Origin of the sequence: Sphingomonas sp. CFBP 13706, assembly GCF_014842355.1 — a bacterium.
Lineage (GTDB): Bacteria > Pseudomonadota > Alphaproteobacteria > Sphingomonadales > Sphingomonadaceae > Sphingomonas > Sphingomonas aerolata.
Genome location: NZ_JACYVM010000005.1, coordinates 293,678 through 305,693, shown reverse-complemented (window position 1 = coordinate 305,693; position 12,016 = coordinate 293,678). Strand labels below are relative to the sequence as shown.

The window sequence follows — 12,016 nt, the reverse complement described above, 5'->3', positions numbered from 1 at the left end:
GCCCTCACCCTCCCACGCTTTGCGTGGGCCCCTCCCTCTCCCCCGGGGGGAGAGGGGTTTTTGGGTCCCTCTCCGCTTGGGGGAGCGGGGTTTTTGTTATGGTTTTCGGGAGGATTCTATGGGGTTGTTCGGGTGGAAGTCCGGGCGGGAGGGCGCGCGGCCGGCTTTGTCGGGGGCGGGGAGTCTTGGCTGGGCGGGGGCGGGCGGTGTCGCGGGGGCGCGGGGGTATGAGGCGCAGGTGCGCGAGGCGTATCTGGGGAATGCGGTGGCGCAGCGGGCGGTGAAGCTGGTCGTCGAAGGCGTCGGGTCGGCGCCGCTCGACGGGTCGGATCCGGCGCTGGTCGCGCTCGTCACCGCGCGGTCGGGGGGGCAGATGCTGATCGAGACGGTGGCGGCGCAGCTGCTGCTCCACGGCAATGCCTATGTCCAGGTGCTGCGCGATGCCGATGGCGGCGCGGCCGAGCTGTACGCGCTGCGGCCCGAGCGGGTGAGCGTCGAGGCGGATGCGGGCGGGTGGCCCGCGGCCTATCGCTATGCGGTCGGCGCGCGGGTGACGCGGCTGTCGGCGGATCCGGTGCGGCCGCAGGTGATCCACCTGAAGGCGTTTCATCCGGTCGACGATCATTACGGGCTGGGGTGCCTGGGCGCGGCGGCCGCTGCGGTCGGGATCCACAATGCGGCGGCGCGGTGGAACACGGCGCTGCTCGACAATGCGGCGCGGCCGTCGGGGGCGCTGGTCTATGATCCGGGGGACGGGTCGGCGCTGTCGGCGGACCAGTTTGCGCGGCTGAAGAGCGAGCTCGAGGCGTCGTTTGCGGGGAGCGGGAATGCGGGGCGGCCGATGCTGCTCGAGGGCGGGCTGAAATGGCAGGCGCTGAGCCTGACGCCCGCGGACATGGATTTTGCCGGGACGCGGTCGGCGGCGGCGCGCGAGATCGCGCTGGCGTTCGGGGTGCCGCCGATGCTGCTCGGGCTGCCGGGGGACAATAGCTACGCCAATTACCGCGAGGCCAATCGCGCTTTGTGGCGGCTGGCGATCCTGCCGCTGGCGACGAGCGTGCTGACGGGGATCGCGCAGGGGCTGTCGGGCTGGTTCGAGGGGGCGGCGCTGCGCGTCGATCTCGACCGGGTGCCGGCGCTGGTCGAGGACCGCGAGCGGCTGTGGGGGATGGTCAGCGCGGCGACGTTCCTGAGCGATGCGGAGAAGCGCGCGATGCTCGATGTGAAGGAGGGGGCGTGATGGGCACGACGATGGACGGGCAAGTCTTGGCGCAGCTGATGGCGCAGGGGGCGGAGCGGGGGGCGGACCTGGTGACGCTGCGCGCGATCGCGGAGGAGGCGGGCGAGCTGGGCGCGACGCGCGCGCTGGCGCGGCTGGGGCTGAGCGACGAGCGGGCGCGCGGCGACGTGGCCGAGCTGCGCGAGCTGCTGGCGGCGTGGCGCGATGCGAAGCGGTCGGTGTGGAAGGCGGTCGCGGGGTGGATCGCGCGGCTGTTCGTGGCGCTGATGCTGGCGGGGCTGGCGGTGAAGCTGGGGTTCGCGGCGTGGCTGAAGTGATCCCTCGATACGCCGTCTCGACAGGCTCGACAGCTACTCGGGACGAACGGGGCGGGGTGGCGTTTGCGGGCTATGCGGCGGTGTTCGACGTGGTCGATCGCGCGGGGGACGTGATGCGGCGGGGGGCCTTTGCCGGGGCCGGGGTGGTGCCGCTTCTGTGGCAGCATCGCGGGGGCGCGGTGGGGGTGCTGGCGTCGGTTGCGGAGGATGCGCGGGGGTTGCGCGTCGAGGGGGTGGTCGAGGATCCCGAGCTTGTGGGGCTGGTGCGGTCTGGGGCGGTTGCCGGACTGTCGGTCGGGTATCGGGCGGTGCGGGTCGTGCAGGGGGCGCGGCGGGTGCTGCTGGGGGTGGAGCTGGTCGAGGTGAGTCTGGTGGGGGTGCCTATGCAGGGACTGGCTCGGGTGGAGGTGGTGGGGTGAGGTTTGGAGCCTCACGTGCCCTCACCCTCCCACGCTTTGCGTGGGCCCCTCCCTCTCCCCTAAGGGGAGAGGGGTAGTTTCAGGCGTCCTTCGGGGCGCCTTTTTTTGTTTCTTGGCAGGGAGATGGACATGACGGTGATGGATAGGCCGATGCTGGAGGGGGCGGCGCCTTCGGGGGCGTTTGCGGGGTTCGTGCGGAGTGGTGCGACGATCGAGATGAAGGCGTTTACCGGGGTTTCGGGCGATGCGGGCGGCTATGCGGTGCCGCGCGAGGTGGATGCGCAGATCGATGCGGTGCTGAAAGGGATCTCGCCGATCCGGGGGATCGCCAATGTCGTGAAGGTGGGCTCGGCGGGGTATCGCAAGCTGGTCACGACCGGGGGCACGCCGTCCGGCTGGGCGGCGGAGAATGCGGCGCGGCCCGAGACGGCGACGCCGGTGTTCGTCGAGATCGTGCCGCCGACCGGCGAGCTCTATGCCAATCCGGCGGCGAGCCAGGCGATGCTCGACGATGCGGCGTTCGACGTCGAGGCGTGGCTGGCGGGCGAGATCGCGATGGAATTCGCCAAGGCGGAAGGCGCGGCGTTCGTCGGCGGATCGGGCAGCGGGCGGCCCAAGGGGTTCCTGACGCAGCCGACCGCGGCGACCGCGGACGGGACGCGGGCGTTCGGGACGCTGCAATATCTGGCCTCCGGGACGGCGGGGGATTTCTCGGCCAGCCCGCAGGAGCGGCTGATCGACCTCGTCCAGGCGCTGCGCGCGCCGTATCGGCAGGGGGCGAGCTTCGTGATGAATGCGAGCACGCTGGCGCGGATCAGGAAGTTCAAGACGAGCGACGGGGCGTTCGTGTGGGCGCCTTCGCTGGCCGCGGGGCAGCCGGCAACGTTGCTCGGCTATCCGGTGATCGAGGCGGAGGACATGCCGGACATCGCGGCGAATGCGCTGGGAATCGCGTTCGGGAACTTCAAAGCTGGGTATCTGATCGCCGAGCGGGCGGAGACGGTGATTTTGCGGGATCCGTACTCGAACAAGCCGTTCGTCAATTTCTACGCGACCAAGCGGGTCGGCGGGTGCGTGACGAATTCGGAGGCGATCAAGCTGATGAAGTTTTCGGTGAGCTGAGTGGGTGTGAGGGGGTGGGGTTTTTAGCCTCGCTTGCCCTCACCCTCCCACGCGCAAGGGCGCGTGGGCCCCTCCCTCTCCCCTGCGGGGGAGAGGGGTTTTTTGGGAGAATCCTATGGGTGAGCAGGGGGTGCCGGTGGGGGTGATCGCGGAGGCGGTTGCGGCCACCAGGGAGGTGTTGCGGCTGGAGGGGAGTGCGGAGGCGGCGTTGCTGGGGCGGGTCTGTGCGGCGGCGATCCTGGTGTGCGAGGCGTTCGTCGGCGGGGCGATCGTCGCGCGGGTGGCGGGCGACGGCGCGGCGGAGAGCTGGGACGCGGTGCCGGCGCCGGTCGCGCAGGGCGTGGCAATGTTGGCGGCGCATCTGTTCGATCACCGCGAGAGCGATGCGGTGCCGCCCGCGGCGGTGGCGGCTTTGTGGCGACCCTATCGGCGGCTGCGGTTGAGCCCGGACGTGGCGGCGTGAGCGCGCGGGGGGTGCTGCAGGCGGGCGTGGTCGCGCGGCTGCAGGCGGTGCTGGAGGGCGGGGTCTATGACGCGCCGCCGGTGCGCAGCGCGCTGCCCTATGCGGTGGTCGACGAGCCGGTGCTGAGCGACTGGAGCACGACGACGTGGCGCGGGCGCGAGGGGCGCGTCGTCGTGACGCTGCACGATGGCGGCGAGCGGCCGGTGCGGCTGCGCGCGGCGCTGGCGGCGGCGGAGGAGGCGGTCGAGGCGCTCGACGCGGATCTGGGCGAAGGGTGGCGGCTGGTGCGCGTGCAGATGCTGCGCTCGCGCGTGCTGCGCGTCGGCGAGCGGTGGCGGGGCACGAGCGAGTTTCTGGTGCGGATGTACCGCGAGAGCTGAAGGGGGAGACGGACATGGCGGTGGAGAAGGGGAGCGCGTTCCTGCTGAAGGTCGGGAACGGCGCGGCGACGCCCGTCTATGCGACGGTGGCGGGGCTGCGGACGACTCAGATGTCGGTGAACGGCGAGGCGATCGTGGTGACGACGAAGGATTCGGGCGGCTGGCGGCAGCTGCTGTCGGGGGCGGGGGTGCGCAGCGTCTCGGTATCGGGCGCGGGGGTGTTCACGGGCTCGGCGGCGGAGCTTCGGATCAAGGCGAGTGCGCTGTCGGGGGTGCTCGACGATTACCGGCTGGCGTTCGAGGGGGGCGATACGATGACCGGCCGGTTCCTCGTGTCGCGGCTGGATTATGCCGGGGATTTCAATGGGGAGCGATCCTACACGCTGAGTCTCGAGAGTTCCGGGGCGGTGGTGGCGGGGTGAGGGTCCCCTCTTGGCTTCGTGCTGACCCACCTTCGTCCTGACCCATTTCCGTCATCCTGACGAAAGTCAGGATCCAGGGCCACAAGCGTTGTCCTGGGCGGCTCTGGATCCTGACTTTCGTCAGGATGACGTGGGGTGGGGGCGGTGTTTGGGACCCTGGGTCCTGACTTTCGTCAGGATGACGGGGCGCGCGCGGGATCGGGGTTCTTAGCCTCGCTTGCCCTCACCCTCCCACGCTTTGCGTGGGCCCCTCCCTCTCCCCCTGGGGGAGAGGGGTTTTTGGAGAAATTTCATGAGCGATGTGGCGAATTCTGTTCGGGGGGAGGGGGCGCTTCGGGTCTCCGGGGAGACGCTTGTGGTGCGGCCGAGTTTTGCGGCGCTGGTGGCGGCGGAGGAGGAGCTGGGGCCCTTGTTTGCGCTCGTCGAGCGGGCGGCGGAGGGGAAGCTGGGGGTTGGCGAGATGGTGGCGCTGTTCTGGCATTGCCTGCGTGATTGCCCGGAGGGGCTGACGCGCGAGCGGCTGGGGGAGGCGGTGGTCGAGGCGGGGCTTGCCGTCGCGACGCCGGTGCTGCGCGGACTGCTGCGGCAGATCCTGGCGGGGCGGTGATGCGGACGTTCGCGGACGCCGCGGGGCGGCTCGCGGGGTTTGCCGGCGCGGTGCTGGGGTGGAGCCCCGACGCGTTCTGGCGCGCGACGCCCGCCGAACTGGGCGCGGTGGTCGCGGCGATGACGGGGGACATGCCGACGCCGCCCGATGCGGCGGCGATCGCGCGGTTGCAGGAGGCTTTTCCCGATGGATGACGATCTGGAGCCCGTGCTGGTGCGGGTGCGCGGCGACAGCGCGGCGTTTGCGCGCGACGTCGCGGCGATGCGCGGCGAGCTCGACGACGTGCTGGGCGTGGGGGCGGAGCGTGCGGCGCTGCGGCTCGAGACGGCGCTGTTGCGCGCGGTGAAGACGGGGACGTTCGGGTTCGAGGAGCTGAAGGGCGTCGCGCTGTCCGCGCTCGATGCGATTGCGGGGGCGGCGTTGAAGGCGGGGATGGGGTCGCTGTTTGGCGGGAGCGGTTTGCTGGGAAACGGGGGCGGGCTCGGGGAGGCGCTGGCGGGGCTGGTCGGCGGGCTGCCGGGGCGTGCGACCGGGGGGCCGGTGTCGCCGGGGCGGGCTTATGTGGTGGGCGAGCGTGGGCCCGAGCTGTTCGTGCCTTCCAGTAGTGGGCGGGTCGAGGCGGGTGGCTCGGGTGGCGTGCGGGAGGTGCGGGTGGCGATCACCGTCAATGCGGCGGCGGGGGCGGCGCCGGGGGTGCTCGCGCAGTCGGGGCGGCAGGTGGCGCGGGCGGTTCGGGCGGCGCTGGCGGTGGAGTGAGGGGGCGGTGGAGTGAGGGGGAGTCGCGAGCCTCACGTGCCCTCACCCTCCCACGCTTCGCGCGGGCCCCTCCCTCTCCCCCGAGGGGAGAGGGGTTGGGGGGGCGCTCGCTCGCATCCCTACTGCCGTCATCCTGACGAAAGTCAGGATCCAGAGCCAAGTGCGTCGGCGTGTGTGACCCTGGGTCCTGACTTTCGTCAGGATGACGGGTGTGGGTTGGGCGGGGGATTTAGCCTCACTTGCCCTCACCCTCCCACGCTTTTCGTGGGCCCCTCCCTCTCCCCCGAGGGGAGAGGGGTTTTTGGTCGCTCTCCTTTGGGATTGGAGATGGTTCATGGCGCAGTGGGTGTGTTCGGGGCGGACGGGGCAGGTCGAGGGGACGGTGTCGCGGTTTGATCCGCGGTTCTGGACGGTCGTTTTCCGCGGCCGATGATGGCGTCGGTGGTCACTACGGGGCCGGATGCGCTGCGCGTCGATGCGGTGTTCTACAGGGCGGATGATCTGGCGGGGCTGATCTGGGCGGCGGAGGATCGCTATGATCATCCGTTGCTGCGCTACGAGACCGCGCGGGATTTTCGGGCGTGTCGGCTGCGGTTCCGGTGGCGGTCGGGGGGTGTGATGCCGCTCGATGCGATCAATGGCCCGACGCTGACGATCGAGGGGCGTGATGCCGCGGGGGTCGCGCGGGCCTGGTATGTGCGGTTGTGGAATTATGCGGTGGGGACGCCGGAGGATGCGCTGGTGTCGCTCGATTTCGCGGCGCTGGTCGGCGGGTTCGACCTGCCCGAGGACAGCGAGCCCGTCTGGGCGGGGGATATCGACCGGATGTTCGTGTCGCTGGTGCCGCCCGACTATCGCGGCGTCGACGCGCCGCTCGCGGGGATGCGCGAGGGCTGGGTCGAGCTGACCGAGATGGCGTGCGAGGGGCCGGGATCGGTGCTCGCGATCGGCGAGGCGGTGGTGCCCGAGCATGGGCTGCGGATCGCGAGCGGCTATGACGACAGCTATAATCTGACGCCCGCGCGGCTGCTGCGCAACGCGCTGCACCTAGGGTATCGGGGGAACATCGTCCATTATGTGGGGATGAGCCATTATTCCCGGCTCGAGCCGGCGGGCGGTGGATTTTACGTGTCGCTGGCGGGGGGTGTGCTGAACGCGGCTTGCGCAGCGTGGCACCGGGATTTCGCGGGGCGCGCAAAGGCGCTGGGCTACGGCGTGATCTGGTCGCTGAGCTACGAGCTGTTCGACGCGCATTGCTGGAACGACTGGAAACAGCGCGCGGCGGACGGCGCGCCCGCGCTGACCGGGTGGGAGCCGCCGTCTACGCTGCTGTCGCCGGCGCATGGCGGGGCGATGGCGTATCTGCAGGCGGTCGCGCGCGCGTTTGTCGGGCTCGCGGTGGCGGCGGGACTGCCGGCGCAGTTCCAGGTCGGCGAGCCCTGGTGGTGGGTGATGCCCGACGGGCGGCCGTGCCTCTATGATGCGAGCGCGGTCGCGGCGTTCGCGCCGGTGGCGATGGCGAGCATCCGCGGGGGCAAGAGCGCAGACCAGATCGCGACGCTGGAGGCGGCGGGGGCGTGTCTGGCGGCGTCGACCGCGGCGCTGGTCGCAGCGGTAAAGGCGGGAGCGGGCGGGTGCGTGACGCATCTGCTGACCTATCTGCCGACCGTGCTCGATGCGGGGGCGCCCGAGGCGAAGCGCGCGAACATGCCGGTCGGCTGGGCATCGCCGGCGTTCGATGTGCTCCAGCTCGAGGATTATGACTGGGTGACGGCGGGCGACGTCGCGTCGTCGGCGGATGCGGTCGCGCTGGTCGCGGCGCGGCTGGGCTATCCTGCCGCGCGGCAGCATTATCTGTCGGGGTTCGTGACCGCGCGCGAGCGCGCGGGCGACTGGGCGCGGATCGAGGCGGCGGCGGTGGCGGCGCGGGGGCGCGGCGTCGGCGAGACGTTCGTCTGGGCGCTGCCGCAGGTGATGCGCGACGGGTTCGTGCATTTCGAGACTGAGGAAGGAGACGGGGCCGTGGACGCGCATGACGACGTGCTGTTTCCGCTCGCGCTGGGGCGCGAGGCGGAGGTGATACCGGGGTTTTCGACCGCGATCCTGACCAGCGCGGGGGGCGCCGAACAGCGCAACGCGGCCTGGGCGGAGGCGCGGACGAGCTATGATGTCGGGCCGGGGCTGCGGAGCGAGGCGGATATCGGCGTGCTGCTGGCGTTCTTCCGCGCGCGGATGGGGCCGGCGCGCAGCTTCCGGTTGCGCGATCCGTTCGATGCCGAGGCGGTCGGGGAGGTGCTGGGGGTCGGCGACGGGATCGCGCGGCGGTTCGCGCTGGTGAAACATTATGACGCGGCGACGCGGCGGATCACGCGGCCGGTGGCGGGGAGCGTGTCGGTCGCGGTCGACGGCGTCGCGACGTCGGGTTTCTCGGTGGTGGCCGGGGGGTGGGTGGTGCTCGACGTGGCGCCGGCGGCGGGTGCGGTGGTGAGCGCGGGGTTCGCGTTCGACGTGCCGGTGCGGTTTGCGGAGGACCGGCTGAGTGTCGCGCGGGCGACGTTTATGGCGGGGGTCGCGGCTTCGGTGCCGCTGGTGGAGGTGCGGGAGGGGTAGGCTCCACGCCGTTCGTGCTGAGCGTAGTCGAAGCACTGGCGCGCGGGGCCTGCCCTTCGACTTCGCTCAGGGCGAACGGAGGGGTGGGCGCGCCTTCGTTCCGTTCGTGCTGAGCGCAGTCGAAGCACTTTTGGCGGGCGGGCCTTTCGACCACGCTCAGGGCGAACGGGGGTTGGGCGTCGGGCCCGAGCCTCGCTTGCCCTCACCCTCCCACGCTTTGCGTGGGCCCCTCCCTCTCCCCCGGGGGGAGAGGGGTTTTGGAGAATTTCGATGGCGGATGTTGGGGTGACGACGGTGGCGTTNGGGGGGGGGGGGGCATGACCGGGATCTGCTGGTCGACGGGCTGGTCCACCGCGCGGCGCCGGGGATGACGCCGTCGGCGATCGCGCGGTCGGGGGTGCTCGAGCCGGGGGCGGAGGCGGATACGATGGATGTGGCGGGCGCGCTGAGTTCGGCGACGATCGGCGAGCGCGACCTGCTGAGCGGGCGGTGGGACGGCGCGCGGGTGCGCGTGTTCGCGGTCGACTGGACCGATCCGCGCGCGCCGCTGACGCTGGGCGAGGGGGTGATCGGCGCGGTCGAGCTGGGCGAGGACGGGTTTACCGCCGAGCTGCGCGGCGCGAGCGCGGCGTTCGACCGGCCGGTGGTCGAGGAGACGTCGCCCGAATGTCGCGCGACGCTGGGCGACCGGCGGTGCCGCGTGGCGATGGCGGCGCGGCGGCGGTTCGCGCGGGTGACGGCGTGCGAGGGGGCGGTCGTGACGCTCGACCTGGCGGCGGCGGGAGCGGGCGATCTCTATGCGGGCGGGCTGCTGCGCTGGTTCGGGGGGGCAAACAGCGGGCTGGAGAGCGCGGTCGCGGCGTCGGACGCGGGGGCGGCGGGGAGGACCCGCGTGACGCTGGCGCGGGCGCCGATGCTGGCGGTGGTGCCGGGCGTGCTCGTCGAGCTGAGCGAAGGGTGCGACAGGAGTCTGGCGACCTGTGCCGCGCGGTTCGGCAATGCGGTGAATTTCCGCGGCGAGCCCTATCTGCCGGGGATCGACCTGCTGACGCGGTATCCCGGGGCATGAGCGGCGCCGAGGTCGTGGGGGCCGTCGAGGCGGCGGCGCTGGCGGCGGTGGGGAGCCGGTTCCGGGTGCATGGCCGGGTGGCGGCGACGGGGCTCGACTGTGTCGGGCTGGTCGCGCTGGCGCTGAAGGCGGGCGGGTGCGGGGTCGAGGTGCCGACCGGCTATGCGCTGCGGGGTGGCGATCCGGTGCGGGTGGCGGCGTGGCTCGATCGCGTGCTGGTGAGGGTGGACGCGGCGGAAGCGGGCGACGTGCTGATGCTGCGGACGGGGCCGGGGCAGCTGCATTTCGCGGTCAGGACGACGCGGGGACTTGTCCATGCCGATGCTACGCTTCGCCGCGTCGTCGAGCGGCCGGGGCCGGTCGAGGCGCCGGTGCTGGGGTGCTGGCGGATCGGCGAAGGCAACAGCGGGGAGGTGGGGCCGTGGCGACATTGATCTTGAACGCGGTCGGGCGGGTGATCGGCCGGCCGCTGGGCGGGAGCACGCTGGGCGGGACGATCGGCGCGCTGGTCGGGCGGACGATCGACGGCACGCTGTTGCGGCCGGCGCGGCGCGAGGGGCCGCGGCTGACCGAACTGGCGGTGCAGACCTCGAGCTACGGCAGCCAGGTGCCCGCACTGTTCGGGACGATGCGCGTTGCGGGGACGGTGATCTGGGCGACCGACCTGATCGAGAGCCGGGCGACGAGCGGCGGCGGCAAGGGGCAGCCGAGCGTGTCGACCTATAGCTACGCTGCGTCGTTCGCGGTGCTGCTGTCGGCGCGGCCGGTGCTGGGGATCGGGCGGATCTGGGCGGAGGGGAAGTTGCTGCGCGGGGCGGGCGGCGACTTCAAGACCGCGACCGGGTTCCGGCTACACACCGGCGGGGAGGACCAGGCGGTCGATCCGCTGATCGCGGCGGCGGAGGGCGGCGCGATGACGCCCGCGCATCGCGGCTGCGCCTATGCCGTGTTCGAGGGGATGGCGCTGGCCGATTACGGCAACCGGATCCCGTCGCTGACCTTCGAGGTGATCGCCGATCCGGGGCCGGTGCCGGTCGCCGCGATCGCGCAAGACGTGTCGGACGGGGGCGTGTCGGGGGCGGTGGCGCTGTCGCTCGACGGGTTCACGGCGGCGGGGGGGAGCGTCGGCGCGGTGCTGGCGGCGCTGGCCGAGGCGAGCGGCGCGTGGTTCGTGTCCGCGGGGGACGGCGATGCGCTGGTGATGCGCGATGCGGCGGGGCCGGTCGCGAGCGTTGCCGATGCGGGAGTCGTCGAGGGCCAGGGGGAAGCGGGCTCGCGGCGGACGCGGACGGTGGCGGCGATCGAGACGGTGCCGCGGACGATGACGCTCGGCTATTATGATGCCGCACGCGATTATCAGGCGGGGCTGCAGCGCGTGGCGCGGCCGGGCGCGGGGGTGCGCGACGCGCGGATCGACGTGGCGGCGGTGATCGATGCCGGGACCGCCAAGACGATCGCGACCGGACTGCTCGCGCGGGCCGAGACCGCGCGGGTGCGGCGGACGGTGCGGCTGGGGCTGTCGGGGCTGGCGCTGCTGCCCGGCGGCTGCGTCGAGATTATGGGAGAACCGGGCATCTGGCGGATCGTCGAGACTCGGGTCGAGGCGATGGTGACGAGCCTGGTGCTGACCCCGCTCACGCCCGCGCCGCTGCCGGTGCGCGGGAGCAGCGGACGGATCGTCGGCGCGGCGGATGCGCTGATCGGCACGACGCGGATCGCAGCGTTCGAGACGCCGGGGCTCGAGGATGCGCCGCTCGCCGCGCCGCGGCTGTCGGTGGCGGCGACGGGCACGGGGGCGGGGTGGCGGCATGCGGCGCTGCTCTATTCGCTCGACGACGGCGCGAGCTGGATCGCGGCGGGAGCGAGTGCGGCCCCGGCGACGATCGGGACGATCGCGGTCGTCGCAGAGGCGGCGCCGGCGACACTGAGCGACCGGGCGGGCGCATTCGAGGTGGTGCTGGTGCGCGGCGACCTGGCACTCGCGGACGCGGATGCGGCGGCGCTCGATGCGGGGGCCAATCTGGCGATGGCGGGGGGCGAGCTGATCCAGTTCGGCCGCGCGACGCCGCTCGGTGGTGGGCGGTGGCGGCTGACGCAGCTGCTGCGCGGGCGGCGCGGGACCGAGGCGGCGATCGGCACGCAGGCGCCGGGCGACGGCTTCGTGCTGATCACGGCGGATGCGGTGCGAACGATCGACCTGCCGGTCGCGGCGATCGGCGGGACGGTGCGCGTGATGGCGTCGGGGGTGGGCGATGCGGTGCCGGTCGAGACCCGGCTGGTGCTGGCGGGCGCGTCGGTGCTGCCGCCGTCGCCAGTCGGCTTGCGCGCGACGATCACAGCGGATGGCGGCGCGACGCTGCGCTGGACGCGGCGGAGCCGGGCGGGGTGGCGCTGGATCGATGGCGGCGACGTGCCGCTGGGCGAGGGCGGCGAAGCCTATGCGGTGACGGTCCTGACGGGCGCGGGGGTGACGCGGCTCGTCGAGACCGCGACGCCGGTCGTGACGCTGTCCGCGGCGGAGCGCGCAGCGGGGGCGGTGCGGGTCGAGGTGCGCCAGCGCGGCGACTTCGGCGTGTCGCTGCCCGCGATGCTGATGGTGTGACGAGGGGGA

Annotated in this window: 13 protein-coding genes and 1 pseudogene; all 14 read left to right on the top strand. The window is 72.5% G+C overall.

The window, feature by feature from the left end; translation table 11 throughout:
• The first annotated feature begins 118 nt into the window (after positions 1-118).
• The 14 genes and pseudogenes from IFS44_RS12125 to IFS44_RS12060 all read left to right on the top strand — a co-directional run bounded on the left by IFS44_RS12125 (position 119) and on the right by IFS44_RS12060 (position 12,007).
• Positions 119-1,240 (top strand): phage portal protein, encoded by a 1,122-nt coding sequence (locus tag IFS44_RS12125; RefSeq protein ID WP_192069546.1) that lies wholly within the window; start codon positions 119-121, stop codon positions 1,238-1,240.
• A complete protein-coding gene (locus tag IFS44_RS12120) occupies positions 1,240-1,557 on the top strand; it encodes a DUF6127 family protein (protein ID WP_243845577.1) in 318 nt (105 codons plus the stop codon). Before IFS44_RS12125 ends, IFS44_RS12120 begins: the two co-directional genes overlap by 1 nt.
• The gene (locus IFS44_RS12115; RefSeq protein ID WP_342366420.1) at positions 1,554-1,976 is read left to right on the top strand and encodes an HK97 family phage prohead protease; all 423 of its coding nucleotides are present in this window, start codon (positions 1,554-1,556) and stop codon (positions 1,974-1,976) included. The genes IFS44_RS12120 and IFS44_RS12115 overlap by 4 nt, the downstream gene beginning before the upstream one ends.
• A 129-nt stretch (positions 1,977-2,105) precedes the next feature.
• A complete protein-coding gene (locus IFS44_RS12110; protein ID WP_192098601.1) occupies positions 2,106-3,098 on the top strand; it encodes a phage major capsid protein in 993 nt (330 codons plus the stop codon).
• Positions 3,099-3,213: 115 nt separating this feature from the next.
• A complete protein-coding gene (locus IFS44_RS12105; RefSeq protein ID WP_107930605.1) occupies positions 3,214-3,561 on the top strand; it encodes a head-tail connector protein in 348 nt (115 codons plus the stop codon).
• On the top strand, positions 3,558-3,941 hold the full coding sequence (gp17, locus tag IFS44_RS12100) for a tail completion protein gp17 (protein ID WP_166746353.1): 384 nt from the start codon (positions 3,558-3,560) through the stop codon (positions 3,939-3,941). Before IFS44_RS12105 ends, gp17 begins: the two co-directional genes overlap by 4 nt.
• A gap of 14 nt (positions 3,942-3,955) precedes the next feature.
• The gene (locus IFS44_RS12095; protein WP_159512218.1) at positions 3,956-4,363 is read left to right on the top strand and encodes a phage major tail protein, TP901-1 family; all 408 of its coding nucleotides are present in this window, start codon (positions 3,956-3,958) and stop codon (positions 4,361-4,363) included.
• A gap of 292 nt (positions 4,364-4,655) precedes the next feature.
• Positions 4,656-4,970 carry a gene transfer agent family protein gene (locus IFS44_RS12090; protein WP_107930599.1) on the top strand — a complete coding sequence of 105 codons (315 nt, stop codon included), beginning with the start codon at positions 4,656-4,658 and terminating at the stop codon, positions 4,968-4,970.
• A complete protein-coding gene (locus tag IFS44_RS12085; protein WP_107930597.1) occupies positions 4,970-5,164 on the top strand; it encodes a phage tail assembly chaperone in 195 nt (64 codons plus the stop codon). The genes IFS44_RS12090 and IFS44_RS12085 overlap by 1 nt, the downstream gene beginning before the upstream one ends.
• On the top strand, positions 5,157-5,726 hold the full coding sequence (locus IFS44_RS12080) for a tail tape measure protein (RefSeq protein ID WP_192098600.1): 570 nt from the start codon (positions 5,157-5,159) through the stop codon (positions 5,724-5,726). The genes IFS44_RS12085 and IFS44_RS12080 overlap by 8 nt, the downstream gene beginning before the upstream one ends.
• Positions 5,727-6,060: 334 nt before the next feature.
• A pseudogene (locus tag IFS44_RS12075) lies at positions 6,061-8,336 on the top strand (DUF2460 domain-containing protein).
• A 303-nt stretch (positions 8,337-8,639) separates the two neighbouring features.
• On the top strand, positions 8,640-9,405 hold a 766-nt coding region (locus IFS44_RS12070; RefSeq protein WP_192098673.1), incomplete at its 5' end, for a DUF2163 domain-containing protein.
• A complete protein-coding gene (locus IFS44_RS12065; RefSeq protein WP_192098599.1) occupies positions 9,402-9,839 on the top strand; it encodes a peptidoglycan endopeptidase in 438 nt (145 codons plus the stop codon). The genes IFS44_RS12070 and IFS44_RS12065, both read left to right, overlap by 4 nt.
• Entirely contained in the window at positions 9,827-12,007 is a 2,181-nt protein-coding gene (locus IFS44_RS12060) for a phage tail protein (RefSeq protein ID WP_192098598.1), read from the top strand. Before IFS44_RS12065 ends, IFS44_RS12060 begins: the two co-directional genes overlap by 13 nt.
• The last annotated feature ends 9 nt before the right edge of the window (positions 12,008-12,016 follow it).

Excerpts from the sequence above, each read along its gene's own strand:
- IFS44_RS12125 (WP_192069546.1), top strand. The coding sequence starts at position 119 with ATGGGGTTGTTCGGGTGGAAGTCCGGGCGGGAGGGCGCGCGGCCGGCT.
- IFS44_RS12120 (WP_243845577.1), top strand. The coding sequence starts at position 1,240 with ATGGGCACGACGATGGACGGGCAAGTCTTGGCGCAGCTGATGGCGCAG.
- IFS44_RS12110 (WP_192098601.1), top strand. The coding sequence starts at position 2,106 with ATGACGGTGATGGATAGGCCGATGCTGGAGGGGGCGGCGCCTTCGGGG.
- IFS44_RS12105 (WP_107930605.1), top strand. The coding sequence starts at position 3,214 with ATGGGTGAGCAGGGGGTGCCGGTGGGGGTGATCGCGGAGGCGGTTGCG.
- IFS44_RS12095 (WP_159512218.1), top strand. The coding sequence starts at position 3,956 with ATGGCGGTGGAGAAGGGGAGCGCGTTCCTGCTGAAGGTCGGGAACGGC.
- IFS44_RS12090 (WP_107930599.1), top strand. The coding sequence starts at position 4,656 with ATGAGCGATGTGGCGAATTCTGTTCGGGGGGAGGGGGCGCTTCGGGTC.
- IFS44_RS12085 (WP_107930597.1), top strand. The coding sequence starts at position 4,970 with ATGCGGACGTTCGCGGACGCCGCGGGGCGGCTCGCGGGGTTTGCCGGC.
- IFS44_RS12080 (WP_192098600.1), top strand. The coding sequence starts at position 5,157 with ATGGATGACGATCTGGAGCCCGTGCTGGTGCGGGTGCGCGGCGACAGC.
- IFS44_RS12065 (WP_192098599.1), top strand. The coding sequence starts at position 9,402 with ATGAGCGGCGCCGAGGTCGTGGGGGCCGTCGAGGCGGCGGCGCTGGCG.